This window comes from Streptomyces sp. NPDC093598, from assembly GCF_044764825.1.
GTDB lineage: Bacteria > Actinomycetota > Actinomycetes > Streptomycetales > Streptomycetaceae > Streptomyces.
In genome coordinates this window covers 230,802-257,135 of the sequence record NZ_JBIWIV010000007.1, presented here as the reverse complement: position 1 = coordinate 257,135, position 26,334 = coordinate 230,802, and the positions used below count along the sequence as shown (strand labels likewise).

At 73.0% G+C, this 26,334-nt stretch carries 25 protein-coding genes; 14 read left to right on the top strand and 11 right to left on the bottom strand.

What is annotated here, in order from left to right; genetic code table 11:
- Positions 1–66: 66 nt before the first annotated feature.
- Positions 67–2,451, top strand: coding sequence for a phosphoketolase (locus ACIRDU_RS22795; protein ID WP_403582120.1), 2,385 nt, complete (start codon positions 67–69; stop codon positions 2,449–2,451).
- Positions 2,452–2,521: 70 nt separating this feature from the next.
- Complete coding sequence (locus ACIRDU_RS22790; protein ID WP_403582119.1) at positions 2,522–3,163, top strand: DedA family protein; 642 nt, start codon at positions 2,522–2,524, stop codon at positions 3,161–3,163.
- A 13-nt stretch (positions 3,164–3,176) separates the two neighbouring features.
- Here ACIRDU_RS22790 and ACIRDU_RS22785 read toward each other — a convergent pair whose 3' ends face one another.
- On the bottom strand, positions 3,177–3,704 hold the full coding sequence (locus ACIRDU_RS22785) for a gamma carbonic anhydrase family protein (RefSeq protein WP_403582118.1): 528 nt from the start codon (positions 3,702–3,704) through the stop codon (positions 3,177–3,179).
- Positions 3,705–3,814: 110 nt separating this feature from the next.
- Here ACIRDU_RS22785 and ACIRDU_RS22780 point away from each other — a divergent pair, with 110 nt between their 5' ends.
- On the top strand, positions 3,815–4,612 hold the full coding sequence (locus ACIRDU_RS22780; protein ID WP_403582116.1) for an acyltransferase: 798 nt from the start codon (positions 3,815–3,817) through the stop codon (positions 4,610–4,612).
- 10 nt (positions 4,613–4,622) lie between these two features.
- On the opposite strand, the gene ACIRDU_RS22775 is transcribed toward ACIRDU_RS22780, so the two are convergent.
- Positions 4,623–5,480: an EamA family transporter gene (locus tag ACIRDU_RS22775; RefSeq protein WP_403582114.1), complete on the bottom strand. Its 858-nt coding sequence runs from the start codon at positions 5,478–5,480 to the stop codon at positions 4,623–4,625.
- Between the two features lie 97 nt (positions 5,481–5,577).
- Between ACIRDU_RS22775 and ACIRDU_RS22770 the strand changes: the two genes are divergently transcribed.
- Together ACIRDU_RS22770 and ACIRDU_RS22765 are read left to right on the top strand one after the other, a co-directional pair.
- Positions 5,578–6,150, top strand: a complete 573-nt coding sequence (locus ACIRDU_RS22770) for a helix-turn-helix domain-containing protein (protein ID WP_403582113.1) — start codon at positions 5,578–5,580, stop codon at positions 6,148–6,150.
- Between the two features lie 43 nt (positions 6,151–6,193).
- Complete coding sequence (locus tag ACIRDU_RS22765) at positions 6,194–6,751, top strand: YbaK/EbsC family protein (protein WP_403582111.1); 558 nt, start codon at positions 6,194–6,196, stop codon at positions 6,749–6,751.
- Between the two features lies 1 nt (position 6,752).
- On the opposite strand, the gene ACIRDU_RS22760 is transcribed toward ACIRDU_RS22765, so the two are convergent.
- Positions 6,753–7,805: a cation diffusion facilitator family transporter gene (locus ACIRDU_RS22760; protein ID WP_403582110.1), complete on the bottom strand. Its 1,053-nt coding sequence runs from the start codon at positions 7,803–7,805 to the stop codon at positions 6,753–6,755.
- A gap of 63 nt (positions 7,806–7,868) precedes the next feature.
- Here ACIRDU_RS22760 and ACIRDU_RS22755 point away from each other — a divergent pair, with 63 nt between their 5' ends.
- Positions 7,869–8,228: an ArsR/SmtB family transcription factor gene (locus ACIRDU_RS22755; protein WP_403582108.1), complete on the top strand. Its 360-nt coding sequence runs from the start codon at positions 7,869–7,871 to the stop codon at positions 8,226–8,228.
- A gap of 1 nt (position 8,229) precedes the next feature.
- Here ACIRDU_RS22755 and ACIRDU_RS22750 read toward each other — a convergent pair whose 3' ends face one another.
- The 3 genes from ACIRDU_RS22750 to ACIRDU_RS22740 form a co-directional block, all read right to left on the bottom strand.
- Complete coding sequence (locus ACIRDU_RS22750; RefSeq protein ID WP_403582106.1) at positions 8,230–9,453, bottom strand: 4-hydroxybenzoate 3-monooxygenase; 1,224 nt, start codon at positions 9,451–9,453, stop codon at positions 8,230–8,232.
- A gap of 22 nt (positions 9,454–9,475) precedes the next feature.
- Complete coding sequence (locus ACIRDU_RS22745; protein WP_403582104.1) at positions 9,476–11,080, bottom strand: APC family permease; 1,605 nt, start codon at positions 11,078–11,080, stop codon at positions 9,476–9,478.
- A gap of 133 nt (positions 11,081–11,213) precedes the next feature.
- Complete coding sequence (locus tag ACIRDU_RS22740; protein WP_403582102.1) at positions 11,214–11,642, bottom strand: CoA-binding protein; 429 nt, start codon at positions 11,640–11,642, stop codon at positions 11,214–11,216.
- Positions 11,643–11,790: 148 nt separating this feature from the next.
- Between ACIRDU_RS22740 and ACIRDU_RS22735 the strand changes: the two genes are divergently transcribed.
- The 5 genes from ACIRDU_RS22735 to ACIRDU_RS22715 all read left to right on the top strand — a co-directional run bounded on the left by ACIRDU_RS22735 (position 11,791) and on the right by ACIRDU_RS22715 (position 18,254).
- Positions 11,791–12,510: a hypothetical protein gene (locus ACIRDU_RS22735; protein ID WP_403582100.1), complete on the top strand. Its 720-nt coding sequence runs from the start codon at positions 11,791–11,793 to the stop codon at positions 12,508–12,510.
- Positions 12,507–13,049, top strand: coding sequence for a SixA phosphatase family protein (locus ACIRDU_RS22730; protein WP_403582097.1), 543 nt, complete (start codon positions 12,507–12,509; stop codon positions 13,047–13,049). The genes ACIRDU_RS22735 and ACIRDU_RS22730 overlap by 4 nt, the downstream gene beginning before the upstream one ends.
- 217 nt (positions 13,050–13,266) lie before the next feature.
- Positions 13,267–13,896: a YigZ family protein gene (locus ACIRDU_RS22725; RefSeq protein WP_403582095.1), complete on the top strand. Its 630-nt coding sequence runs from the start codon at positions 13,267–13,269 to the stop codon at positions 13,894–13,896.
- Positions 13,897–14,097: 201 nt separating this feature from the next.
- Positions 14,098–15,261, top strand: coding sequence for an exonuclease SbcCD subunit D (locus ACIRDU_RS22720; protein ID WP_403582094.1), 1,164 nt, complete (start codon positions 14,098–14,100; stop codon positions 15,259–15,261).
- Positions 15,258–18,254 carry an AAA family ATPase gene (locus tag ACIRDU_RS22715; protein ID WP_403582092.1) on the top strand — a complete coding sequence of 999 codons (2,997 nt, stop codon included), beginning with the start codon at positions 15,258–15,260 and terminating at the stop codon, positions 18,252–18,254. The genes ACIRDU_RS22720 and ACIRDU_RS22715 overlap by 4 nt, the downstream gene beginning before the upstream one ends.
- Before the next feature lie 2 nt (positions 18,255–18,256).
- Here the strand turns inward: ACIRDU_RS22715 and ACIRDU_RS22710 are convergent, their stop codons facing one another.
- Positions 18,257–18,703: an Lrp/AsnC family transcriptional regulator gene (locus ACIRDU_RS22710; protein ID WP_403582090.1), complete on the bottom strand. Its 447-nt coding sequence runs from the start codon at positions 18,701–18,703 to the stop codon at positions 18,257–18,259.
- A gap of 93 nt (positions 18,704–18,796) precedes the next feature.
- On the opposite strand from ACIRDU_RS22710, the gene ACIRDU_RS22705 reads away from it, so the two are divergent.
- Entirely contained in the window at positions 18,797–19,270 is a 474-nt protein-coding gene (locus ACIRDU_RS22705; RefSeq protein ID WP_403582088.1) for a rhodanese-like domain-containing protein, read from the top strand.
- A 45-nt stretch (positions 19,271–19,315) separates the two neighbouring features.
- Entirely contained in the window at positions 19,316–19,834 is a 519-nt protein-coding gene (locus tag ACIRDU_RS22700; RefSeq protein WP_403582086.1) for an immunity 21 family protein, read from the top strand.
- Positions 19,835–19,862: 28 nt separating this feature from the next.
- On the opposite strand, the gene ACIRDU_RS22695 is transcribed toward ACIRDU_RS22700, so the two are convergent.
- Positions 19,863–21,554 carry a DUF885 domain-containing protein gene (locus ACIRDU_RS22695; protein ID WP_403582084.1) on the bottom strand — a complete coding sequence of 564 codons (1,692 nt, stop codon included), beginning with the start codon at positions 21,552–21,554 and terminating at the stop codon, positions 19,863–19,865.
- 31 nt (positions 21,555–21,585) lie between these two features.
- Positions 21,586–22,077: an Lrp/AsnC family transcriptional regulator gene (locus ACIRDU_RS22690; protein ID WP_403582082.1), complete on the bottom strand. Its 492-nt coding sequence runs from the start codon at positions 22,075–22,077 to the stop codon at positions 21,586–21,588.
- A gap of 67 nt (positions 22,078–22,144) precedes the next feature.
- Here ACIRDU_RS22690 and ACIRDU_RS22685 point away from each other — a divergent pair, with 67 nt between their 5' ends.
- The gene (locus ACIRDU_RS22685) at positions 22,145–23,362 is read left to right on the top strand and encodes a trans-sulfuration enzyme family protein (RefSeq protein ID WP_403582227.1); all 1,218 of its coding nucleotides are present in this window, start codon (positions 22,145–22,147) and stop codon (positions 23,360–23,362) included.
- A 9-nt stretch (positions 23,363–23,371) separates the two neighbouring features.
- On the opposite strand, the gene ACIRDU_RS22680 is transcribed toward ACIRDU_RS22685, so the two are convergent.
- Together ACIRDU_RS22680 and ACIRDU_RS22675 are read right to left on the bottom strand one after the other, a co-directional pair.
- A complete protein-coding gene (locus tag ACIRDU_RS22680; RefSeq protein ID WP_403582081.1) occupies positions 23,372–24,628 on the bottom strand; it encodes a GNAT family N-acetyltransferase in 1,257 nt (418 codons plus the stop codon).
- A 109-nt stretch (positions 24,629–24,737) separates the two neighbouring features.
- Positions 24,738–26,300, bottom strand: coding sequence for an alkaline phosphatase D family protein (locus ACIRDU_RS22675; protein ID WP_403582079.1), 1,563 nt, complete (start codon positions 26,298–26,300; stop codon positions 24,738–24,740).
- Between the last annotated feature and the right edge of the window lie 34 nt (positions 26,301–26,334).

The window sequence follows — 26,334 nt, the reverse complement described above, 5'->3', positions numbered from 1 at the left end:
CTGGCATCGAACCGGAACAGACTGGTACTCCTCCTGAGGCCGTCCGCAGAACCCAGGGAGTCACCCATGCCCGAGGCCCCGCGCCCAGACAGCAGGACCACACCCACCGAGGAGGAACTGCGCACGCTGGACGCCCACTGGCGGGCCGCCAACTACCTGGCGGCCGGGCAGATCTACCTGCTGGCGAACCCCCTGCTGACCGAGCCGTTGCGGCCCGAGCACATCAAGCCGCGCCTCCTGGGCCACTGGGGGACCTCACCCGGACTGAACCTCGTCCACACGCACCTCAACCGGGTGATCAAGGCGCGTGAGCTGGACGCCTTGTGCATCTGGGGCCCGGGCCACGGCGGCCCGTCGGTCCTCGCCAACTCCTGGCTGGAGGGCAGTTACAGCGAGAGGTACCCGGACGCCACCCGGGACGCGCAGGGCATGGAGCTGCTGATGCGGCAGTTCTCCTTCCCCGGCGGTGTGCCCAGTCACGTCGCCCCGGAGGTGCCCGGCTCGATCCACGAGGGCGGCGAACTCGGCTACTCCCTGGCCCACGCCTACGGCGCCGCCCTCGACAACCCGGGCCTGCTGGTGGCCTGTGTCATCGGGGACGGCGAGGCGGAGACCGGCCCGCTGGCCGGGTCCTGGCACGCCAACAAGTTCCTCGACCCCGTCCACGACGGTGCCGTTCTGCCGATCCTGCACCTCAACGGCTACAAGATCGCCAACCCGACCGTCCTCGCCCGTCTCCCGGAGGAGGAGCTCGACGCGCTGCTGCGCGGCTACGGCCACGAGCCGATCCACGTCACCGGCGACGACCCGGCCACCGTCCACCGCGCGATGGCCGAGGCCATGGACACCGCGCTCGACCGCATCGCCGCGGCACAGCGCGCCGCCCGCGAGGAGGGCGTGACCGAGCGCCCGCACTGGCCGGTGATCGTGCTGCGCACCCCCAAGGGCTGGACCGGCCCGGCCGAGGTCGACGGCGAACCGGTCGAGGGCACGTGGCGCGCGCACCAGGTGCCGCTGGCCGGCGTCCGCGACAATCCGGAGCACCTGCGGCAGCTGGAGTCCTGGCTGCGCTCGTACCGGCCCGAGGAGTTGTTCGACGCGGAGGGCCGCCCGGTCGAGGACGTCCTCGCCTGCGTGCCCGACGGCACCAGGCGCCTGGGCGCCACCCCGTACGCCAACGGCGGGCTGCTCATGCGCGACCTGCCGGTCCCGCCCCTGGACGACTTCGCCGTCCCCGTCGACAAGCCCGGCACGACGACGCACGAGCCGACCCGGGTCCTCGGCGACCTCCTCGCCCGGATCATGCGCGACACCACCGACCGCCGCGACTTCCGCCTGGTCGGCCCTGACGAGACCGCCTCCAACCGGCTCCAGGCCGTCTACGACGCCAGCGGCAAGACCTGGCAGGCCGGGACCCTGCCCGTGGACGAGCACCTGGACCGGCACGGCCGGGTGATGGAGGTCCTCTCCGAGCATCTCTGCCAGGGCTGGCTCGAGGGCTACCTGCTCACCGGCCGGCACGGGCTGTTCTCCTGCTACGAGGCGTTCGTGCACATCGTCGACTCCATGGTCAACCAGCACATCAAGTGGCTGCGCACCTCCCGCAGGCTGCCCTGGCGGGCCCCCATCGCCTCCCTGAACTACCTGCTCACCTCCCATGTGTGGCGGCAGGACCACAACGGCTTCTCCCACCAGGACCCCGGCTTCGTCGACCACGTCCTCAACAAGAGCCCCGAGGTCGTCCGGGTCTACCTCCCGCCGGACGCCAACACCCTGCTGTCGGTCGCGGACCACGCCCTGCGCAGCCGCGACTACGTCAACGTCGTCGTGGCCGGCAAGCAGCCCTGCTTCGACTGGCTGTCGATCGACGAGGCCCGGGTCCACTGCGCCCGCGGCGCCGGCATCTGGGAGTGGGCGGGCACCGAGGACGGCAGCGAGCCCGATGTCGTGCTGGCCTGCGCCGGTGACGTCCCGACCCAGGAGACCCTGGCCGCCGCGCACCTGCTCCGCCGCCACCTGCCGGAGCTGTCCGTCCGGGTCGTGAACGTCGTCGACCTCGCCCGGCTGCTCCCGCAGGAGGAGCACCCGCACGGCATGGGCGACTTCGAGTACGACGGCCTGTTCACCACCGACAAGCCGGTGATCTTCGCCTACCACGGTTATCCGTGGCTGATCCACCGGCTCGCCTACCGCCGCACCGGCCACCGCCATCTGCACGTGCGCGGCTACAAGGAGGCCGGCACCACGACCACACCGTTCGACATGGTCGTCCGCAACGACCTCGACCGCTACCGCCTGGTCATGGACGTCATCGACCGCGTCCCGGGCCTCGCGGTGCGCGCCACCGCCGTACGCCAGCGGATGGCCGACGCCCGCACCCGTCACCATGCCTGGATCCGCGAGCACGGCACCGACCTGCCCGAGGTCGCCGAGTGGAGCTGGAACGCCTGAGCCGCGAGGGACGTCCTAAGAGCCGGTAGGCTGCCCGGGGCAGCAGGAAGCTCAGGGGAAGGAACCGGCGTTGCACGTCCAGGAGTGGCTCGAAACCGTACCCGCGGTCGCCGTCTACGCACTGGTGGGAGTGGTCATCGGCCTGGAAAGCCTGGGCATCCCGCTGCCGGGCGAGATCATCCTCGTCTCCTCCGCACTGCTCGCCTCGCAGCACGGCGAGATCGACCCCGTCGTCCTCGGTGCCAGCGCCACGGCCGGCGCGATCATCGGCGACTCGATCGGCTACGCCATCGGCCGCAAGGGCGGGCGGCCCCTGCTGGCCTGGCTGGGCAACAAGTTCCCCAAGCACTTCAGCGAGGGCCACATCGCCACCGCCGAGCGCTCCTTCGAGAAGTGGGGCATGTGGGCCGTCTTCTTCGGCCGCTTCGTCGCCCTCCTGCGCATCTTCGCGGGCCCCCTCGCCGGCGTGCTCCGCATGCCGTACTGGAAGTTCGCCATCGCCAATGTCCTCGGCGGCATCCTCTGGGCGGGCGGCACCACGGCGGTCATCTACTACGTCGGCATCGTCGCGGAGTCCTGGCTGAAGCGCTTCTCGTGGCTGGGTCTGGTGGCGGCGGTCCTGGTCGGCCTCACGTCCATGATGGTGATCAAGCGCAAGGCGAAGAAGGCCCAGCAGGCCCAGCAGGCCCAGCCGGTGGCCGTCGCGGAGTAGAACGGCCTTCCCGCTACGCGTGCACCTCGCGGTGCGCCTTCGCCAGCTCGGCGTACATCGTGCCGTTCAGGGTGACCCCCTGCCGCTCCTCCTCCGACAGCTCCCGCCGCACCTTCGCGGGAACCCCCGCCACCAGCGACCCGGGCGGCACGACCATGCCCTGCGGTACCAGCGCCTGCGCGGCGACGAGCGACCCGGCTCCGATCACGGCGCCGTTCAGCACGGTCGCCCCCATCCCGATCAGACAGTCGTCCTCCACCGTCGCCCCGTGGACCACCGCGTTGTGCCCGATGCTCACCCGCTCACCGATGCTCACGGGAAACCCCGGGTCGGCGTGGAGCGTGCAGTTGTCCTGGACGTTGCTGCTCGCCCCGACGGAGATCGCCTCGACGTCACCGCGGACCACGGCTCCGTACCAGACGCTCGCCCCCGCCCCCAGGGTCACGCCCCCGATCACCGACGCCGTCGGTGCCACGAACGCCGTCTCGTCGATCTCCGGCTCCCTGCCGCCGATCCCCGTGATCATCGCCCGCTGACCCATGTCCGCCTCCCAGCGTCGTAGACAACGCGCACACCGTACGCCACCCGGTAGGGCGAAGATCACAGGCATCCGACGCCGCGGGTGCAGCTACCGCTGAGTACCGTGAGCTCGTGCCGAAGCGCAAGAACACGTTCTCATCCTGGCGGCGGGGCCTGACGCAGCGCGCCGTCCACGCGGGCTGGGCCTGGGCGCAGCGCACGGGCTCCGTCACCGCCGAGCACCCGGGCCGCTACCGGTTCGGCGCGATGGGAACAGGTACCAGGCTCGCCTTCCCGCTCGGCACGGTCTTCGGCGAACCGTGGATCCATCTCGGCTCCCACTGCATCATCGGCGAGCAGGTCACCCTGACGGCCGGTCTGATGCCTGACCTCGACCTCGGCCCGGACTCGATCCTGCGCATCGGCGACGGCGTCGTCCTGGGCCGCGGCAGCCACGTCATCGCCGACACCACCGTCACGATCGGCAGCGACTGCTACTTCGGCCCGTACGTCTACGTCACGTCCACGAACCACTCCTACGACGATCCGCACGAGCCGATCGGCAGGCAGTGGCCGCGGATGGAGCCGGTGGAGATCGGGCCCGGCTGCTGGATCGGCACCGGAGCGGTGATCCTGCCGGGCGCCCGGATCGGACGGAACGTGGTGGTGGCCGCGGGCGCGGTCGTCCGGGGCACGGTGCCCGACCACGCCGTGGTGGCGGGCGCACCGGCCCGCGTCGTACGGCGCTGGACCCCCACCGACGGCTGGCAGCCACCGCTGCGCACCCCGGCGCCGGTGCCGATACCGGAGGGCGTCACGCCCGAGCAACTGCGCGCCCTGTCGGACCTGGACGAGGAGACGGCGGCCCGGCTGGCCGAGCTGGACGAGGAGGCGGTGGCGGGACTCGCGGAGCTGGAGCCGGAGTCCTGAACCGCCGGGCTCAGCCCGACGCCAGCAGCACCGTCCCCACCAGCGCCAGTCCCGCACCCGCAGCCTGCACGGCGCGCAGCCGTTCGCGCAGGACGCCCCGTGCCGCCACGGCCGTCACCACCGGGTACAGAGAGGCCAGCACGGCGGCGACCGTCACCGGGCCGTGCTGCGCGGCGATCGAGTACGTGCCGTTCGCGGCGACGTCCGCGAGGCCGACGAAGGCGAGGGCGGGCAGGGAGCGCCAGGGGAAGCCGTCCGCCGGAAGGGCGGGCGCACCGCGTCGCACCGATACCAGCAGGGCGAGCCCGCCCGCGGCGACGTTCGTCACCCGCTGGACGAACAGGGCGAGGAACAGGCCGGTCAGCGTCGTCGACGCCTCGGCGATCAGGGCCATCACCGCGCCGAAGCCGAACGCCGCGAGCAGGGTCAGGGCGATGGCCTGACGCTGGACGGGGGCGCCGCGGAACTGGGGGCCGCCCGCGAGGCAGACACCGGCGACAGCGACCAGGATGCCGACGAACTGCAGCAGACCCGGACGCTCGCCCAGCATGAGGCCCACCCCGACCGGCACGGCCACACCGATGGACCCCAGCGGCGAGACCACGCCCATCGGGCCCAGCGCGAGCGCCTTGTAGAAGGCGAGCATCGCCACCGGCCCGACCAGCCCGGCCGCGACGGCGAACCACAGCTGCGGCCCGGCCTCGCTCCAGCCCCCGGTCGCCACCACGAGGGCGCCGAGCACCACCACCGCGATCGACTGCGAGACCACGACCACCGTGAGCGCGGGCGTACGCCGGGTCAGCAGACCGCCGCCGAAGTCGGCCAGTCCCCACAACAGGCTGGTGGCCAGGGCGAAGAGCGCTGTCATGGGACGGATACCTCGCAGTACAGTTCAGTGAACGATCAGGTCAACCACACCATAGTGCAGCCTATTGCACTGTGTCATACAAAATATTGGACGGATAGTGTCGGACCTCGACCTGCTGACGCAGTCCCTGGCGCGCAGCGTCAAGCACTGGCGCGCGGTGCGCGGCTTCACCCTGGACGTGCTCGCCGCCCGGGCGGGCGTCAGCCGCGGCATGCTCATCCAGATCGAGCAGGCCCGCACCAACCCCAGCCTCGGCACCGTCGTCAAGATCGGCGACGCGCTCGGCGTCAGCATCACCACCCTGCTCGACTACGAGCAGGGCCCGAACGTCCGCATCGTCCCGGCCGAGCAGGCCGTGCGGCTGTGGCACACCGACGCCGGCAGCTACAACCGGCTCCTCGCGGGCACCGAGGCGCCCGGGCCGCTGGAGTTGTGGGACTGGCGGCTCATGCCCGGCGAGAGCAGCCCGTCGGACCCGCACCCCGCCGGCACGACCGAACTGCTCCACGTCACGGCGGGCGAACTGACCCTCACCGTCGACGGCGTCGAGCACCGCGTCCCCGCGGGCGCCAGCGTCCACTTCGAGGCCGACGTCCCGCACACCTACGGCAACACCGGCGACGCGCCCATGGAGATGGTCATGGCCGTCTCGGTGCCGCCCGTGACCTGAGACACCCGGCCCGCCGCCGGTGCGCGGTTGTTAGCGTGCGCCCATGCGCGCACCCCTCGGACACTTCGACGACGCCCGCCCGGCCCCCGCCTGCCTCGACGAACTCACCGCCCCGGTCGCCGACGCCGTACGCCACTGGCGGGGCAGCGTCCCGGCCGAGCAGATCGTCTACGTCGACACCGACCCGGACTGGGCCGACACCGCCACCTTCGTGGAGCACTACGGCCGGGACCTGCTGGAGCGGTCGGCGAACTGCGTGGTCGTCGCGGGCAAGCGGGGCGGCGAGTCCACGCTCGCCGCGTGCGTCGTGCTGTCCACCACCCGGGTCGACGTCAACGGTGTGGTGCGCCGGCAACTCGGCGCCCGCAAGGCCTCCTTCGCCTCGATGGACACGGCCACCGGCGAGACCGGCATGGAGTACGGCGGCATCACTCCGCTCGGGCTGCCGGACGGCTGGCCCCTCCTGGTGGACGCGGCCGTCGTCGACCTGCCGTACGTGCTGGTCGGCAGCGGCCGGCGGCGCGGCAAGCTGCTGGTCCCGGGCAAGGCGTTCGCGGAACTGCCGCATGCCGTGGTGCTGGAGGGGCTCGGGGTCTCCTGATCTACGCCGCGATGTGGTGGGCCAGCGGCTGATGGGGGTCGCTCTCGCCCGGGGCCGGCTCCGGATCCGCGTGCACCAGGGCCGCGGTCAGCCGCGGTACCGCGTGCAGCAGGGCGTGCTCGGCGTCCACGGCGATGCGGTGGGCCTCGCGCACCGTCGCGTCACCGTCCACCACGACCGCCACCTCGGCGCGCAGCCGATGGCCGATCCAGCGCAGCCGCAGCTCACCCACCCCGCGCACCCCGGGGACCTCGGACAGGGCCCGCTCGGCCCGGTCAACCAAGGCCGGGTCGACGGCGTCCAGCACCCGGCGGAACACCTCCCGGGCCGCGTCCCGCAGCACCAGCGCGATCGCCGCGGTGATCGCCAGCCCGACGATCGGATCCGCCAGGTGCCACCCCAGGGCGGAGCCTCCGGCGCCCAGCAGCACGGCCAGTGACGTGAAGCCGTCGGTGCGGGCGTGCAGACCGTCGGCGACCAGTGCGGCCGAGCCGATCGAGCGGCCGACGCGCATGCGGTAGCGGGCCACCCACTCGTTGCCCGCGAAGCCGACGAGAGCGGCCACGGCGACCGCCGGGACGTGCGCGACCGGGCGCGGATCCAGCAGCCGGTCCACAGCCGTCCAGCCCGCGAAGGCCGCGGACGCGGCGATCGTCAGCACGATCACCAGGCCCGCCAGGTCCTCGGCCCGCCCGTAGCCGTAGGTGAAGCGGCGGGTGGCCGCGCGCCGGCCGAGCACGAAGGCGATCCCCAGCGGTACGGCGGTCAGCGCGTCCGCGGTGTTGTGCACCGTGTCCCCGAGCAGTGCCACCGATCCGGAGACGGCCACCACGACCGCCTGGGCCAGTGCCGTCACGCCGAGGACGGTGAGCGAGACCCACAGCGCCCGCATCCCGCGGGCCGAGGACTCCAGCGCGGAGTCGACCTTGTCGGCCGTCTCGTGGGAGTGCGGGGCGAACAGGTGGCCCAGCCGATGGCGCAGGCCGTGCCGGTGTCCTTGGCGGTGCCCGTGGGTGTGGTCGTGCGGGTGGGTGTGCTCGTGCCGGTCGCTCACGTGGATCCCCTTCCTCTGCGCACGAGAGTGGACGTACCCGTGCCGTGGCGCCATTATGTGCGTATGAGCGCACGCATGCACCTGTCATCTGCGCATGATGCGCATCCGCACCACCCCGGCGAGGAGCAGTTCGCGCTCGCCGCGGAACTGCTCGCCCTGCTGGGGGACCGGACGCGGCTCGCGCTGCTGCACGCCCTGACCGGGGCGGAGGCCGACGTCACGACACTCACGGAGGCGTGCGGGGCGGCCAGACCGGCCGTCAGCCAGCACCTGGCGCGCCTGCGCCTCGCGGGCCTGGTGAGCACGCGCAAGGAGGGCCCACGGGTGATCTACTCACTTCGCGACGGCCATCTGCGCCGGCTCGTCGACGAGGCGCTGAACGTGGCCGACCACCGGATCGGCGACCGGCCCCCGCACGACTGAGTCAGTACCGCGCGGCCGCCCCGAGATACTGCTCGGCGAAGGCGGCGGCCGCCGCGGGCGAGGTGAACAGGCGGCGCAGCCGGGCGAGCGTGGTGCCCGCGCGGAACGGGTCGCCCGCCGCCGTGCCGTGGTACACCTCGGACAGCCACTGCGAGAACTCCTGGTAGTCCCACACGCGCCGCAGACACGCCTCCGCGTAGCCGCCGAGGCCGCTGCCGTCACCGGTGGTCAGCCGGGCGGCCAGGGCGTCGCCGAGCAGGAAGGCGTCGTGCAGGGCGAGGTTCATGCCCTTGGCGGCGATCGGGGCGACCAGATGGGCCGCGTCACCGGCGAGGAAGAGCCGGCCGTGCACCATCGGCTCGACCACGTAGTCGTGCATGTCCAGCACGCGCTTCTCGATCAGCCGCCCCTCGGTCAGCGGCGGCACACCGGCCGCCCCGAGCCGTTCCCGGAGCTCGGCCCAGACGCGCTCGTGCGGCCAGTTCTCGGGGTCGTCGCCCGGCGGGCACTGGAGGTAGTAGCGGGTCACCTCCGGGCTGCGGGGCATCTGGCCGGCGAACCCGCGCGCGTGGCAGCCGAACAGCACGCAGTCGGCGGACGGCGGTGCCTCGGCGAGCAGGGCCAGCCAGCCGATGCCGTAGTCGTGCCGCGCGATCCGGACCCGCTCGGGCGGCAGCGAGGCCCGGGTCACCCCGCGCGCCCCGTCGCAGCCGGCCACGAAGTCGCAGTGCGCCACCTGGCCTTCGCCCGTCTCGGGGCAGGTGTACGACACCCAGGGCCGGTCGGTGTCGAGGTCGTGGACCTGCACGTCCCGGACCCCGAAGCGTATGTGACCGCCCCGGACGTCGGCGTACTCGCGCACCAGGTCCGTCACCAGCAACGGCTGCGGGTAGACGAAGTGGTGACTGCCCGTCAGCTCACCGTACGGGAACCGGTACCGCTCCCCGTCGAAACGGAACTCGCACGCCGTGTGCAGCTCCGCCCGGTCGAGCAGGTTCCGGGCGAGGCCCCGCTTCTCCAGGCCGCGTACGGCCCATTCCTCGATGACCCCGGCCCGGGGCCGCTGTTCGATGAACGCGCGGGTCTCCGTCTCCAGCACCAGGCAGTCCACGGACGCGGCCCGCAGGATGTTGCCGACGGTCAGACCTGCGGGACCGGCGCCCACGACAACGACCGGGAAGCGTTGCGGGGCACCGGAGTCGGCGGGCGGAAGGGGGCGGGTCATGCGCACATTATGAGGGCCGGTCTCAGTGGACGGGCACCTCCGTGACGGCCACCTCCCCGATGCTCCGCTCGATCTCCCCGGACAGGGAGGCCGAGGCCCGCGCCCAGTAGTAGATCGCCAGCGAGAACACCGCGACGACCAGGATGTCCCACCACAGTCCGAGGTGCCCCTGGCCGCCGAAGCCGCCCTGCCAGGAGATGACGCCCATGCCCAGCAGGTAGACGGGCAGCCACTGGGCGGCCTTGAAGTCGAGCCGGGGCGCGTCGGGCAGACCCTTGCGGGTGGCGTACCAGGCGTAGCCGCCGAGCAGGACGTAGCCGAGGACGATGGCCACGCCGAGCCGCCACAGGGTGTCCCAGGTGGACCAGTAGATGATGAGGTTGGCCACCACGAACGACAGCGGCGAGAGGACCTTCCCGCCGGGCAGGCGGTAGGGACGCGCCCGGTGCGGCAGCCGGTCCGCGAAGACGCCGTAGGCCAGCGGAGCGCCCGCGTACATCAGCACGCTCGCCGAGGTGATGAAGCTGACCAGCTGCTGCCAGCTCGGGAACGGCAGGAAGCAGACCACGCCGGTCACGAAGGACACGATCAGCCCGAACCACGGCACACCGCGCGCGTCGGTGCGGACGAAGAGCTTCGGCGCGTAGCCGTTGCGGGCCAGTCCGTAGGAGACGCGGGAGGTGGCCGTCGTGTAGATCAGGCCGGTGCCGCCCGGGGAGACCACCGCGTCCAGGTACAGCACCACGCTCAGCCAGCCGAGGCCCACCAGGGTCGCGAGCCCCGCCCACGGGCCGCTGATGCCGGGGTAGTCCAGCTTGGTCCAGCCGTGCGCGAAGGAGCTCAGCGGCAGGGCGGCGATGAAGACGACCTGGAGCAGGACGTAGATGGCCGCCCCGATGGCGACCGAACCGATCGTGGCGCGCGGCAGGTCCCGCTGCGGGTCGCGGCTCTCACCCGCCAGCTGGATCGCCTGCTCGAAGCCCAGCAGGGCGAAGATGATGCCGCTGGAACTGACGGCGCTCAGCACGCCGTGGGCGCCGAACGGCGCGAAGCCGTGCTCGGTGAAGTTGCCCGGGTGGAAGTTGCCGGCCGCGATGATGAAGATCGCGGCCAGCGGCACGGCCACCTTCCACCAGGTGGCGGCACTGTTGGTGTGCGCCAGGATCCGCACGCCGAGGAAGTTGACGACGACGAACACGGCCATCAACAGGACGGCGACGAGGAAACCGCTCGTCGTCAGCGTCCCGTCCTTCGCGTGCTGGAAGCCCTGCGCCCAGTGCCAGTGCCCGGCGTAGCCGATCATGGCCTCGACCTCGATCGGTGCCACGGTCGCCGCCTGGAGCCAGGAGAACCAGCCGAAGGACATGCCGGCCAGTCCGCCGAACGCGTAGTGCGGATAGCGGGCCGTGCCGCCCGCGACCGGGAACATGCCGCCGAGTTCCGCGTGCACCAGGGCCAGCAGCACGATCGCCACCGCGCCGATGAGCCAGGACAGGATCGCCGCGGGACCGGCCGCCACGACGGCCTTCTCGGCGCCGTACAGCCAGCCCGAGCCGATGATGGAGCCGACCGAGGCCCACATGAGTCCGATCAGCCCGACATCCCGGCGCAGGCCGTCTCTTTCCATGAATCCAGGGCCTCTCGAAGATGAACTCAAGGAGTTCGGTGAGCAAGAGGCCTCAGGTTAGGAATCGGCCGGCCGACCGCAGAAGACGAGTTGTGCAGCCTTGACCGGGTGCGGGTATTTCGTGGGAAAGGCTTCAGGATTCCTGTACGCGGTGATGAGACAGCCGTGGGATCTCGATGGCAGGGCAGCGGTCCATCACCATCTCCAGGCCCGCCGCGCGGGTCCGGTCGTACGCCGCCTCGTCGATGACGCCGAGCTGGAACCAGACGCCCTTCGCCCCCTTGGCGACCGCCTCGTCCGCGACGGCTCCGGCGAGGTCGCTGTTCACGAACACGTCCACGACGTCCACGTCGAAGGGGATGTCCGCCAGGCTCGCGTACCCCTTCTCCCCGTGCACCGTCTCCGCCTTCGGGTGCACCGGCACGACCCGCTTGCCGAAGCGCTGGAGCACGGCGGCGACGCCGTACGCCGCGCGTTGCCGGTTCGACGACAGGCCCACCACGGCCCAGGTGTCGCCGAGCTCGGTGAGAATGTCGCGGACCGTTGCCTCGTCGCCGTACACCGGCGGCCTCCTCGGAGTCGTGGACGAACTGCTCCGAGGTCAACGGCGCCGGTTGCGCGGTGATTCCCCGCACGGGCGATTACGCCACGGCGGCCGGAAAACGGCGGACCTGCCTGCGTGTGCGCCTCCACCCGCCTACGCTCACCTCGTGCTGCGCATCATCGACGCCCGGACCGGCGAGCCGGTCGACGCCGCCCCGGCCCGCCGGGGCCTGACCCGTGTCGAGGTGCACGCGCCCGGCTCCGACACGACGAACCTGCGGGTACTGCTCGTCGGGGACCTGCTCGTCCGGGCCCTGGAACTCGGCGGCACACCGGTCTGGGCGCGGCTGACCGGCGGCCGCCGGCAGGCGGAGCTGCGCGCGGATGCCGCGACCCTCGGCATCCGCCCCTTCGAGGACAGCCCCGACGTCGGCGCCGGTCTGGGTGAGGCCCAGGTCGTCCATGTCGCCGCCGAGGGCGGGGCGGTACCCGACGGGGCGGTGCGGATCGCCGTCGCGCCGGTCGAGCCGGGTCCGCCGGACCACCCCGGCCCCGCCGCCCTGCGCCTCGCCCTGATCACCCGGCACCACAACGTCCCCGTCCGGCTGGAGCCGGCCGGACTCGACGACGCCCGCGCCACCCTCGCCCGCTGGCGCACCGCCGTCGCCCGCTGGGCGCGACAGCCCTCGCGGCCGACCCCCGACGACGTGCGCAGGCGGTTGCGCGACGCCTGGGAGGACGACCTGGACATGCCCCGGGTACTGGACGTCCTGCGCCACGTCGAGACCGCGCCGGAACTGGCCGACGGCGCCCGCTTCGAGACGTACGCCTACGCCGACCGGCTCCTCGGCCTCGACCTCACCCGCGACCTGGGATCCCCCTCATGATCGAACGCGCCGGGGCAGGCCCGCTGCGCCGCCTGATCGTGCTGCGGCACGCCAAATCCGCCTGGCCCGTGGACGTCGCCGACCACGAACGCCCCCTCGCCCCGCGTGGCCGCCGGGACGCCCCCGCGGCCGGGCGGGCCCTGGCCGACGCCGACCTCCTGCCGGACCTCGCGCTGTGCTCCACCGCCGTGCGCGCCCGCCGGACCTGGGACCTGGCCGCCGCCGAGTGGGGCACACCCCCGCCGGTCCGGCACGACCGGCGGCTGTACGCCGCGGGCCCGTCCGGCCTGCTGGCCGTCGTGCACGAGGTGCCCGCCGAGGTGGAGACGTTGCTGCTGATCGGGCACAACCCGGGCTTGGAGGAACTGGTCCTGGCCCTCGCCGGCGACGGCCTCGACGACACCCTGGAGCAGGTCCGTACAAAATTCCCCACCTCGGCGATCGCCGTCCTGTCCTGGCGCGGCACGGCCTGGCGGGCCCTCGCCCCCGGCACCGCGCTGCTCACGTCCGTGACCGTGCCCCGGGGCACGAAGAAGTAGCCCGCGCCCCACACCGGCACGGGGCCTTTCCGGTGATGTGCGCCGGGCTCGTGCGCGCACGCCCCCTGGCGGGTAGGGCGTCTGCGTCGAACGGCCTCGCCGATCGATGAGGAGAGCAGCCCCCGGCGAGGTCGTGGCTCACGGGTGGCGGAGGTCTCGGCGGCTCCGGCCGACCGCTCCGACGGGACGCCCCCGGCCACCGGATTAGGCTGGCCCGATGCAGCAGGACGAGTACCGCACGGTCACCGGCGCCGGAGTGCACGAGACGGAGGTCAACCGATCCCGCTTCCTGTGCGCCCTCGCCCCGGCGGCCACCGAACAGGAGGCCCAGGACTTCATCGCCACGGTCCGCAAGGAGCACGCCGACGCCTCCCACAACTGCTGGGCATACGTCATCGGCGCCGACGCCTCCGTCCAGAAGGCGAGCGACGACGGCGAACCCGGCGGCACCGCCGGTGTCCCCATGCTCCAGATGCTGCTGCGCCGGGACACGCGGTACGTCGTGGCCGTCGTCACCCGCTACTACGGCGGGGTCAAACTCGGCGCAGGCGGGCTCATCCGGGCGTACGGCGGAGCGGTCGGCGAGGCCCTGGACACCCTCGGCACCCGCACCCGCCGCAGGTTCCGGCTCGCCACGGTCACCGTGGACCACCAGCGGGCCGGAAAGCTCGAGAACGACCTGCGCACCACCGGGCGCGAGGTCCGGGACGTGCGCTACGCGGAGGCGGTCACGATCGAGATCGCCCTCCCGGACGCCGACGTGGACGCCTTCCGGTCCTGGCTCGCCGACGCCACCGCCGGGACGGCCGGCTTCGAACCGGGCGGCGAGGCGTACGGGGACGTGTGACGCGGGGCTCCGCGAGGCGTGTTTTCCGCGGTACACGTACGGACATTTCCCCTCAATCGGCGCCGGGTAGGCGTGACATGCCGAGGTTCGTGGGGGAGCAGATGCCCGCACGCGTTAGCGTGGTGGTGCTGACAGCGAGCCGTACCGGCTCGCGCTGGTGGTGCGGGAAAGCAGGGGAGACATGCAGGCCGGGGCGGGGTCGTGAGACTGCTGCACACGTCCGACTGGCACCTCGGCCGGGCCTTCCACCGGGTGAACATGCTCGGAGCCCAGGCCGAGTTCATCGGCCACCTCGTCACGACCGTGCGGGAGCGGGCCGTGGACGCGGTGGTCGTCTCGGGGGACGTGTACGACCGGGCGGTACCGCCGCTCGCCGCGGTCGAGCTGTTCGACGACGCGCTGCACCGCCTCGCCGACCTCGGCGTGCCGACGGTGATGATCTCCGGGAACCACGACTCGGCCCGCCGGCTCGGCGTCGGCGCCGGGCTGATCGGCCGGGCGGGCGTCCATCTGCGGACCGAGCCGTCGGCGGCCGGCACCCCGGTGCTGCTGGCCGACGCCCACGGCGACGTCGCCTTCTACGGGCTGCCCTACCTCGAACCGGCCCTGGTGAAGGACGAGTTCGGCGTGGAGAAGGCCGGGCACGAGGCCGTGCTCGCCGCCGCCATGGACCGGGTCCGTGCCGACCTCGGTGCCCGCGCGCCCGGCACCCGCTCCGTCGTCCTCGCGCACGCCTTCGTCACCGGCGGCGAACCCAGCGACAGTGAGCGGGACATCACCGTCGGCGGCGTCGCCGCGGTGCCCGCCGGGGTGTTCGACGGCGTCGACTACGTGGCGCTCGGGCATCTGCACGGCTGCCAGACCCTCACCGACCGCGTCCGCTACTCCGGTTCCCCGCTGCCCTACTCCTTCTCGGAAGCCGCCCACCGCAAGAGCATGTGGCTGGTCGACCTGGCCGCGGACGGCTCCGTCGAGGCCGAGCGCGTCGACTGCCCGGTGCCCCGCGCCCTGGCCCGGATCCGGGGCACCCTGGAGGACCTGCTCGCCGACCCGGACCTGACCCGGCACGAGGAGGCGTGGGTCGAGGCGACGCTCACCGACCCCGTCCGCCCGGCCGACCCGATGGCCCGGCTCACCGAGCGCTTCCCGCACACGCTCAGCCTCGTCTTCGACCCCGACCGCGACCAGGACGAGTCCGCGGTGTCGTACGCCCGGCGCCTCGCCGGCCGCAGCGACCAGGAGATCGCCGAGGACTTCGTCGCCCATGTGCGCGGCGCCGGACCCGACCGGCACGAACAGGGCGTGCTGCGCGACGCGTTCGACGCGGTACGGGCCGACGAGGCCGTCCGGGAGGTGGCCCGGTGAGGCTCCACCGGCTCACGGTCACCGCCTTCGGGCCCTTCGGAGGCACCCAGACCGTCGACTTCGACGAGTTGTCGAGCGCCGGGCTGTTCCTGCTGCACGGACCCACCGGCGCGGGCAAGACGTCCGTCCTCGACGCCGTCTGCTACGCCCTCTACGGCTCGGTGCCCGGCGCCCGGCAGGGCGGCGGGCAGGGCACGACGCTGCGCAGCGACCACGCCGCGCCCGCGACCCGCACCGAGGTCGTCCTCGAACTCACCGTCGCCGGACGCCGCCTGGAGGTCACCCGCCAGCCGCCCTGGGAGCGCCCCAAGAAGCGCGGCACCGGCACGACCCTGGACAAGGCCCAGACCTGGCTGCGCGCGTACGACGCCACGGCCCGGGCCTGGAAGGACCTCAGCCGCTCCCACCAGGAGATCGGTGAGGAGATCACCCAGCTGCTCGGCATGAGCCGGGAGCAGTTCTGCCAGGTGGTGCTGCTGCCGCAGGGCGACTTCGCCCGGTTCCTGCGCGCCGACGCCGAAGCCCGCGGCAAGCTGCTGGGCCGGCTGTTCGACACCCGCCGCTTCGCCGACGTCGAGAAGCGCCTCGCCGAGCGCCGCCGCGCCACCGAGGCCCAGGTGCGGGACGGGGACGCGGAACTGCTCGCCGACGCACACCGCATGCAGCAGGCCGCGGGCGACGCCATGGAGCTGCCGGAACTCGCCCCGGGCGAGCCGGGGCTCGCCGAGGCCGTACTGACCGCGGCCGCCGTCGCCCGCAGCACCGCCCAGGAGCAGCTCACCGTCGCCGCGTGCACGCTCACCGCCGCCGAGTCCGCACAGGCCGCCGCCGGCCGCGCTCTTGACGACGCACGCGAACTGGCCCGGCTCCAGCGGCGGTTCACGGAGGCACGCGAACGCGCGGCACGCCTGGCGGAGGGAGCCGAGGCCTACCGGGAGGCACAGGCGCTCATGGAGCGGGCCCGCAAGGCCGAAGCGGTCGCGCCCGCCCTGGACCTGCGCGATTCCGCGGAGGCCGAGCACCGTCGCGCCGCCGCGGCAGAGGCACGCGCCCGTGCCCTGCTGCCGGAGACCTTCGCCGACGCGGGCGCGGCCGGACTCGCCGCCGCCGCACGCCGGGCCGCCGAGGAACTGGGCGGACTCGACTCGGCCCGCCGTGCCGAGCGGCGGCTGGCCGAACTCCTCGACGAGCGTGCCGGCCTGGACCGCCAGGAGCGCGCCGACGCGGACCTCCTCCAGGAGGCGGAGGCCTGGCTGGACGGCTGGGAGGAGACGCGCACCGCACTCCAGAGCCGGGTGGACTCCGCACAGCAGGCCGCCGCCCTCGCCGAGCAGCTCGCCGTACGGCGCGAGCCCGCCCGGCAGCGGCTCCGGGCGGCCCGCCTGCGCGACCAGCTCGCCCAGGAGACGGACCGGGCGGTCGACCGGGTCCGCACCGCACAGGACCAGACCCTGCGGGCCAAGCAGCACTGGCTCGACCTCAAGGAAGAGCGCCTGAACGGCATCGCCGCCGAACTGGCCGCGCACCTCACCGACGGCGAACCCTGCGCCGTCTGCGGAGCCACCGAACACCCCGCCCCCGCCCGCAAGGTGGCCGGACACGTCGACCGCGAGGCGGAGGAGCACGCCCTCACCGCCTACCAGCGTGCCGACGAACAGCGCGCCGAGCACGAACGGCGACTCGGCGCCGGACGCGAGGCTCTGGCCGCCGCCACCGCGGAGGCCGGTGACACCCCCACCGGGCAACTCGCCGCCGACATGGCGCAGCTGGAGGAGGAGTACGCGCGGGCCCGCAGTGCCGCCGCCGAACTGCACGCCGCGCAGGAGCGCCTGCGGCAGGCCGGGCAGGAGCACGAACGGCGCCTCGCCGCCCGGCAGGAGGCCGCCGTACGGACCGCCTCAAGGGTCGGTCACCGGGAGCGGCTGGACCGCGAACGGGCCGCCCTGGAGGAGGAGCTGGACCGGGCGCGGGGCTCCCTGGACAGTGTCGCCGCGCGGGCCGCACAGCTGGAGCGGCGGACCGCGCTGCTCACCGACGCCGCCGACACCGCCCGCGTCACCGAGGACACCGCCCAGCGGCTCAAGGACGCCGACGCCCGGCTCGCCGACGCCGCGTTCCGCGCCGGCTTCGAGACGCCGCAGGCCGCTGCCGCCGCCCTCCTCGACAACGCTGCCCACCGCGAGCTGCAACGCCGACTCGACGCCTGGCAGCACGAGGAGGCCGCCGTACGGGCCGTCCTCGCCGAGGCCGACACCTCCGCGGCGGCCCGCGAGCCGCAGGCCGACCTGGACTCGGCGCAACGGGCCGCCGACGAGGCGGCCCGGCGGCTGCGTGACGCCGCCTCCGCCCATGACGCCGCCGGCCGGCGCTGCGCCGAACTCGACCGGCTCTCCGCCCGCGCGACCGCCTCCGCACGCCGGCTGGCCCCGCTGCGCGAGGAGTACGACCGCGTCGCCCGCATGGCCGGCCTCGCCGCCGGCACCTCGGCGGACAACGAACGCCGGATGCGCCTGGAGTCGTACGTGCTGGCGGCCCGGCTGGAGCAGGTCGCCGCCGCCGCGACCGTACGGCTGCGCCGCATGTCGTCCGGCCGCTACACCCTCGTCCACTCCGACGACCGCACCGGACGCGGCCGCAGCGGACTCGGACTGCACGTCGTCGACGCCTGGACCGGCCGCGAGCGGGACACGGCGACGCTGTCGGGCGGCGAGACGTTCTTCGCCTCGCTCGCCCTGGCCCTGGGCCTCGCTGACGTCGTCACGAACGAGGCGGGCGGGGTGCGGCTGGACACCCTCTTCATCGACGAGGGCTTCGGCAGCCTCGACGACCAGACCCTCGACGAGGTCCTCGACGTCCTCGACTCCCTGCGCGAACGCGACCGAAGCGTCGGCATCGTCAGCCATGTCGCCGACCTGCGGCGGCGGATACACGCCCAGCTCGAAGTGGTCAAGGGCCGCTCCGGGTCGACGCTGCGGCAGCGCGGTGCCGGCTGAGGTCAGCGGCCCAGGGGACGCCGGGGGAGGGGCGAGGAGTACACCACGCTCGTGGTCACCGAGCCCAGCGCCCCGATCCTCCCCGACACCTCCTCCAGGTGGCGCATCGAGCGGGCCGTGACCTTGATGACGAAACAGTCGTCGCCCGTGACGTGGTGCGCCTCCAGGATCTCGGGCGTGACGGCGACCAGGTCGTGGAAGGGCTTGTAGTTGCCGTTCGGATACCTCAGACGCACGAACGCCAGGATCGGCAGGCCCAGCCGCTCCGGATCGACCACCGCCGCGTAGCCCTGGATGACCCCGGCCTCCTCCATGCGGCGCACCCGCTCGGTGACCGCGCTCGCGGACATGGACACGGCGCGTGCCAGCTCGGTGAAACCGGCCCGGCCCTGCCGCTGGAGGACGTCGAGGATGCGCCAGTCGGTGGCGTCCGGGGAATACTCGGTCATCCCCGAGGGATAGCAGGGGAATCCCCGGCGGATCAAGCAGAGTGCCGGGGATCGTCGCTTCAGGGTCGGGACCGGCGGCCGTAGTTTTTCCGCATGACCACCACCGTGAACCCCGTACTGCGCGTCGCCCCCGCCGCTCCGGCCGAGGCCGCCGCCCACTTCCGCGCCGGTCTCGCCTTCCACACCGACGTGTCCGACGTCGCCGCCGCACTCGATGCCGGTGGTGACCCCGGCTTCGTTCTCGTCGACTCACGCTCCACTCAGGCCTGGGACCAGGGCCACATCCCCGGCGCGGTCCACCTGCCGACCGGGCTCGTCCCCGAGCAGGCCGGGCAGCTCCTCGACCGGTCGGTGCCGGTCGTGACGTACTGCTGGGGCCCCGGCTGCAACGGCGCCGCCCGCGCGGCCCTCGCCCTGGCCGAACTCGGCTACCGGGTCAAGGAGATGCTCGGCGGCTTCGAGTACTGGGTGCGCGAGGGCCTCGCGTTCGAGACCTGGCAGGGGCGCGGGCGCCGGGCCCCGGATCCCCTGACGGCCCCCGTGGACGCCGGCGACTGCGGCTGCTGAACCCCCGATCCTTTGCCGTGAGTTGGCCCTGTAGGTTCTTGCGCCATGGTGCGATACGCGGAGCCGGGCGCAGTGGAATGGGTGGAGTCGGGCGGCGGGCCGCTGATAGCGGTACCGGAGACCGTCCTGCCGTTCTGGGCGGGCGCCGACGGCGAGGAGACGGCCTCGGACTACGACCGGGCCTGCGAGGTGGACGGCCAGGTCGGCCTTCTCCCGGTCGGCGACTGCACCGCCCTGGTCCTCGGTGACGAGCCCGCCTCGACCGCCTACCTGCCCGACCACGGCATGTTCGTCCGGTGGTGCGCCGGCAACTCCGAGGACGAACTGCTGGCGAGCGTCCCGCCGGCGACCGCCACGGCGGAGTGGGGACCGGAGACGACCTGGAAGGTGGCCGGGCCCGTCCGCCTCTTCGACGCGGCCTGGCCCGGGACGGGCCTGGCGGGCACCGACCAGGTCCGGGTCGCCCTGGAACCGGGCCGGTACGGGGTCCGCGCGGCGAGGGTCCAGCCGGGCCCGGAGACCTGGCTGGACCTGATCCAGCTGCGCCTCCTGGCGCCGCGATAGCGACGCCGCGGGGGGCGCGGGGATGCTCCTACAGCCGCGACAGTTCGTCGACCAGGTCGTCCAGACCGAGCGAACCCTGCGACAGCGCCGCCATGTGCCACGCCTTCGGGTCGAACGCGTCCCCGTGACGCTTGCGCGCGTTCTCGCGGCCCAGCAGCCACGCCCGCTCGCCGAGCTTGTAGCCGATGGCCTGGCCCGGCATGGACAGGTAGCGGGTCAGCTCGCTCTCCACGAAGTCCGCGGGGCGGCTGCTGTGCGAGCCGAAGAACTCCTGCGCCAGCTCGGGCGTCCAGCGCTCCCCGGGATGGAAGGGCGAGTCGTCCGGGATCGTCAGTTCCAGGTGCATGCCGATGTCGATGATGACGCGCACGGCCCGCATCATCTGCGCGTCCAGGTAGCCGAGCCGGCGCTCCGGGTCCGTCAGGAAGCCCAGTTCGTCCATCAGCCGCTCCGCGTACAGCGCCCAGCCCTCGGCGTTGGCACTCACCATGCCGACGCTCGCCTGGTAGCGCGAGAGGTTCTGCGCCACGTGCTTCCACTGGGCCAGCTGGAGGTGGTGGCCGGGCACACCCTCGTGGTACCAGGTCGACACCAGGTCGTAGACCGGGAAGCGCGTCTCGCCCATGGTCGGCAGCCAGGTGCAGCCCGGGCGCGAGAAATCGTCCGACGGCGGCGTGTAGTAGGGGGCGGCGGCGCTGCCCGGAGGGGCGATGCGCGACTCCACCCGGCGCACCCGCTCGGCCAGGTCGAAGTGGGTGCCGTCGAGCGCGTCCATCGCCTCGTCCATCAGGCTCTGAAGCCAGTCGCGGACCTCGTCGACACCCTCGATGTGCGTGCCCTGCTCGTCGAGGTGGGCCAGCGCCTCCCATGGCGTGCCGGCGCCCGGCAGGATCTTCTCGGCCTCGCTCCTCATCTCGCCGAGGAGGCGGTGGTACTCGGACCAGCCGTAGGCGTACGCCTCGTCCAGGTCGAGGTCCGTGCCGTTGAAGTAGCGCACCCAGCGCGCGTACCGCTCCCGGCCCACCACGTCCGGCGCGCCCTCGATCGCCGGCGCGTACACGTCCCGCGTCCAGTCGCGCAGCCGGACGACGGCCTCGGTGGCCGAGCGGGCGGCGGTGTCCAGCTCCGACCGCAGGGCCTCGGGGCCGGCGGCGGCGTACTGCTCGAACCAGCCGTGGCCCTCGCCGTCGGCGTCGGCCCACTCGCCGAGCTGCTGCACGAAGGTCGCCGTGGCGCGGGGGCCGCCGTACAGCTTCCGCTCCAGGCCGAGCGCCAGGGACTCCCGGTAGCCCTCCAGCGCGGCCGGGACCGCGCGCAGCCGCTCGGCGATCGCCGCCCAGTCCTGTTCCGACTGCGCCGGCGTCACGGTGAACACCTGCCGCACGGCGTGGGCGATGGAGCTCAGATTGCTGACGGAACGCAGACTCTCGTCGGCCTCGTGCACGGCGAGTTCGGCGCTGAGCCGCTCGCGCAGCAGCCGCGCGCAACGGCGCTCGATGTCACTGTCCGCGCCGGGCAGCCGCTCGGCCTCGTCCAGTCGGGCCAGTGTCCGGCGTGCCAGCTCAGCGAGCGCCTCCTGACCCGCGGGCGAGGTGTCGGGCAGCCTGCTCGAACTCTCCTTGTCGCCGAGGAACGTGCCGGTGATCGGGTCGAGGGCGACGAGCTCGTCGACGTACGCGTCGGCGACTTCACGGGGCAGCGGACTCTTGATCTCAGACATGCGGCCATCCTCGTACGACGGACCGCGCACGTCACGCGGATTGAGCCGAGGGCGAAGGCGGCAGCAGCGGCCCGCACTCCCACTGCTGGAAGATCAGCCGGGTCTCCACCCGTGCCACCTCCCGCCGCGAGGTGAACTCGTCCAGCACCAGCCGCTGGAGATCGGCCATGTCGGCGACCGCGACATGGACCAGATAGTCGTCGGGCCCGGTCAGGTGGAAGACCGTCCGCGACTCCGGCAGGGCCCGGATCCGCTCCACGAACGGCCCCACGAGCTCCCGCCGGTGCGGCCTGACCTGCACCGACAGCAGGGCCTGAAGTCCTCTCCCCAGCTTGGCCGGATCCAGCTCCAGCCGGTGCCCGAGGATCACGCCCGAGCGGCGCAGCCGCGTCACCCGGTCCAGACAGGTCGACGGCGCCACCCCGACCTGCGCGGCGAGATCCCGGTACGTCGCCCGGGCGTCGTTCTGCAACAGCCGCAACAGATGGAGATCCACCGGATCCAGTACGACGGATTCAGCCATGAGCCGAACGTAGCACGGGACTTTCACCCGGCCACCCGGCAGATGTTCACCCTTGGCCACCATGGACATGGACACAGCGAGCACGCGCGCCCACGACGACATCCGCACCGCACCGCGAGCCCTCGCCACCGAGGCCGTGCACGCCGGGCGGGACGACCTCGCCCGGCAGGGGCTGCACGCCCCGCCGATCGATCTGTCCACCACCTACCCGTCGTACGACAGCCGCGGCGAGGCGGCCCGGATCGACGCGTTCGCCACCACCGGTGCCGAGCCGGACGGCCCGCCCGTCTACGGGCGGCTCGGCAACCCGACCGTCGCCCGCTTCGAGACGGCCCTGGCCCGGCTCGAAGGCACCGAGGCGGCGGTGGCGTTCGCCAGCGGCATGGCGGCGCTGAGCGCCGTCCTCCTCGTCCGCGGCTCGATGGGCCTGCGCCATGTCGTCGCCGTACGGCCCCTCTACGGATGCAGCGACCATCTGCTGACCGCCGGGCTGCTGGGCTCGGAGGTGACCTGGACCGACCCGGCCGGTGTCGCCGACGCGCTGCGCCCCGACACCGGCCTGGTCCTGGTCGAGTCCCCGGCCAACCCCACTCTCGCCGAGGTCGACCTGCGGGCCGTCGCCCACGCGTGCGGCTCGGTGCCGTTGCTCGTGGACAACACCTTCGCCACACCCGTGCTGCAGCGTCCCGCCGAGCAGGGCGCCCGGCTGATCCTGCACAGCGCCACCAAGTACCTCGGCGGACACGGTGACGTGCTCGCGGGCGTGGTCGCCTGCGACGCGGAGTTCGCGGGCCGGCTGCGCCAAGTGCGCTTCGCCACGGGCGGTGTCCTGCACCCCCTGGCCGGCTATCTGCTGCTGCGCGGCCTGTCCACCCTGCCCGTCCGGGTCCGGGCGGCCTCCGCCACCGCCGCCGAACTGGTCCGCCGGCTGGCCGCCGACCCGCGGATCGCCCGGGTGCACTACCCGCGGATCGGCGGCGCCATGGTCGCCTTCGAGGTGCACGGCGACCCGCACGAGGCCATCGCCGGCGTCCGCCTGATCACCCCGGCGGTGAGCCTCGGCAGCGTGGACACCCTCATCCAGCACCCGGCCTCCATCAGCCACCGCATCGTCGACGCGGACGACCGCAGGGGAGCCGGGGTGAGCGACCAGCTCCTGCGCATGTCGGTGGGCCTGGAGGACGTGGAGGACCTGTGGTCGGATCTCGACCAGGCCCTCTCCGGCCCTCATGGGGGCGCGGGGAACTGCGCGACGAGCCACAGCGCACCCGCACCCGCCCACTGACGGACGCCCCTACGGTGCGGAGGCCCTCCCGATCTCCTCGGCACCCGTGACCACCGGCTCACCCAGCCGCGCCGTGATGACCAGCGTCCCCTCCTCGACCTGGTAGTCGAGAGGCAGCCCGAGCCCGCGCATCGCGGCCAGCATCCCCGTGTTGGACGCCTGCGTCACGGCATACACACTCGAGCAACCGGCCTCGACGGCCATCCCGACCAACCGCCCCAGCAGCTCCGTCCCGACACCCCGCCGCTGCCAGGCGTCCTCGACGAGCAGCGCGACCTCCGTCTCGTCCCCGTCCCACAGGAGGTGGCCCAGCCCGACGATCCGGCCGGAGGCCGTCTGCACGGCGAGGGTGCGGCCGTAGCGCGGACTGAGCAGGTGGTTGAGGTACCGGTCGGCGTCGCCGAGGGGCCCGTGGTAGCGCAGCTTCAGCGTGTGCGCGGAGCACCGCTCGTGCATCGCCCTGGCCGCTTCGAGGTCACGCGTGTCGGCCCGCCGCACGGTGATGTCGCTGCCCTCGGCGAGCGTGAGCTCGTCCCGTCCGTGCGGCAGGCGCGGCCCGAGCCGGGCGTCCAGTTCCACCAGGGCCCTGGCCCGGGCGAACTCGGTCGGTGTGAACGGCAGATACGGCCGCTCCACGGTGATCACTCCGCCCTCCGGGGCGCGCAGCCGCATCACCGTGTCGTCCAGGGCCCCCTCCACCAAAAGGCCCCCCGGCACCCGGCCGCCGCCGATCGGAGCGGGACGGGAACGGATGGTGCACCGGCCCAGCAACTGCCGCAGTGCCAAGGGAAGTTCCGCCGCGTCCAGGGCGGTGCGGGCGGCGAGCCCGAGGACCCGGGTCGGCGCGTCCACCAGGTCGTGCGCGTCGGCCCGCTCGATCCAGGTGTCGGTGCCACCGGCCGACTCGACGGCCGTGGTGATCGCGGACGACGGCAGACCGGCCGGGCCCCGCAGCAGGAACTCGTCGACCGTGCCGACGGCCAGCGGGTGTGTCTGGAGGCTGAGGATGTCGACGCGATGTCCGGCCAGGGCCGTGCAGAGGGCCGCCAGTGACCCCGGTTCGTCCTGAACCGTGGTCCGCATCCGCCACAGGGTGTTCGCCCCCGGCACCGGCTCCGGTGCCGGGGACTCGGTATCACTCGTCGGCGGCGCGTGTTCGTGGCGTCGTGTTCGCCAGGCCCGGAAGGTCTCCGCGATCCGCTGCCACGGCGTGGCGGGGCGGCAGTCGTCGTCACGGTGCGGCACTTGAGTCAGTTCTCGCGTCATGCACCCACTGTGACGGAACGGTGTTGCGTGATCGAGAACGCTTTGTGACCGGCGGGTAAAGGGGGGAGTTTCCCCCCTTTGTCGCCGCTTCAAACGTTGCGTTCCGTACCTACTGGCCGACCCGGCCGGGCTGGAGCACCTGCGTGAACAGCACGGTGCCGTCCTGCTCCCGCAGACGGACCGTCAGCTCACCGCTGTGGCCGTCGATGTCGACCTCGCCGAAGAACTGGAAACCCCCGGCGGGGGAGACGTTGGCCGTCGTCGGTGCCTTCACGAACACACGGTCCGGGCCGAACGTGCCGTCCAGCGCGTTCGCCGGGAAGGCGCCGGCGTTGAGCGGGCCCGAGACGAACTCCCAGAACGGCTCGAAGTCGGTGAAGGCGGCCTTCGACGGCTGGTAGTGCTGCGCCGAGGTGTGGTGCACATCGGCGGTCAGCCACACCGTGCCCGTGATGCGCCGGTGCTTGACGAACCGCAGGAGTTCGGCGATCTGCAGCTCGCGGCCGAGCGGCTTGCCGGGGTCGCCCTGCGCGACGGCCTCGATGTTCGGCGCGTCCGGTACGACCAGTCCAATCGGCATGTCGGAGGCGATCACCTTCCACACCGCCCGGGAGCGGGACAGCTCGCGCTTGAGCCACTCCAGTTGCTCGCGGCCGAGGATGCCCTGCGGGTCGACCGGCTGGTCGTCCGGCGAGTTGGCGTTGCGGTAGGTGCGCATGTCCAGGACGAAGACATCCAGCAGCGGGCCGTGGTGCTGCACCCGGTAGACCCGGCCGTCCGGGCGGCGCAGGGTGGAGATCGGGAAGTACTCCGAGAAGGCCCGGCGGGCGCGGGCGGCGAGCACGTCGACGCGCTTCTCGGTGTACCGGGCGTCGGTGAGGACCTCGCCCGGGTACCAGTTGTTGGTGACCTCGTGGTCGTCCCACTGGACGATGGACGGGACCCGGGCGTTGAAGGCCCGCAGGTTCTCGTCGAGCAGGTTGTAGCGGAAGTTGCCGCGGAACTCCCCGAGCGTCTCGGCGACCTTCGCCTTCTCCTCGGTGGTGATGTTCCGCCAGGTCCGGCCGTCGGGCAGGGCCACGGTCCCGGTAATCGGGCCGTCGGCGTAGATGTTGTCGCCGCTGCACAGGAAGAAGTCCGGGTCCAGGGCGGCCATCGCGTTGTAGATCGTGTAACCGCCGAACTCCGGGTTGATGCCCCAGCCCTGCCCGGCCAGGTCGCCGGACCAGACGAACCGCACACCGTCGCGGCGTTTGGCGGACGCCGTGCGGAAGGTGCCGGTGACCGGCTCGCCGGTGCGGCGCGGATCGTCCGGGTCGGCGAGCAGCACGCGGTAGTGGATCTGCTCGCCGGACGGCAGGCCGCGCAGCCGGGTCGTGCCGGTGAAGTCGGTGCCCAGGCCCAGCAGCGGGCCGTGCCATCTGCGGGGGTTGCGGAACGACTCGGTCGCCGATGTCTCGACGATCATCCGGGCGGGCCGGTCGGAGCGCACCCACACCAGCCCGGAGTCGCAGGTCACGTCTCCCGCCTGCACACCCCACCCCGCGTGAGGGCGCCCCGAGCGCGCGAAGGCGGGCGCCGCGCCGAGGGCGGTGGGCAGGGACAGGGCCGCCGACGCGGCGAGTGAGCCACGCAGGACGCTACGGCGCCCGGGCAACGGACGGTGTGACATGGATACGCCTCCAGGGACGGGATCCGGCCAAGTG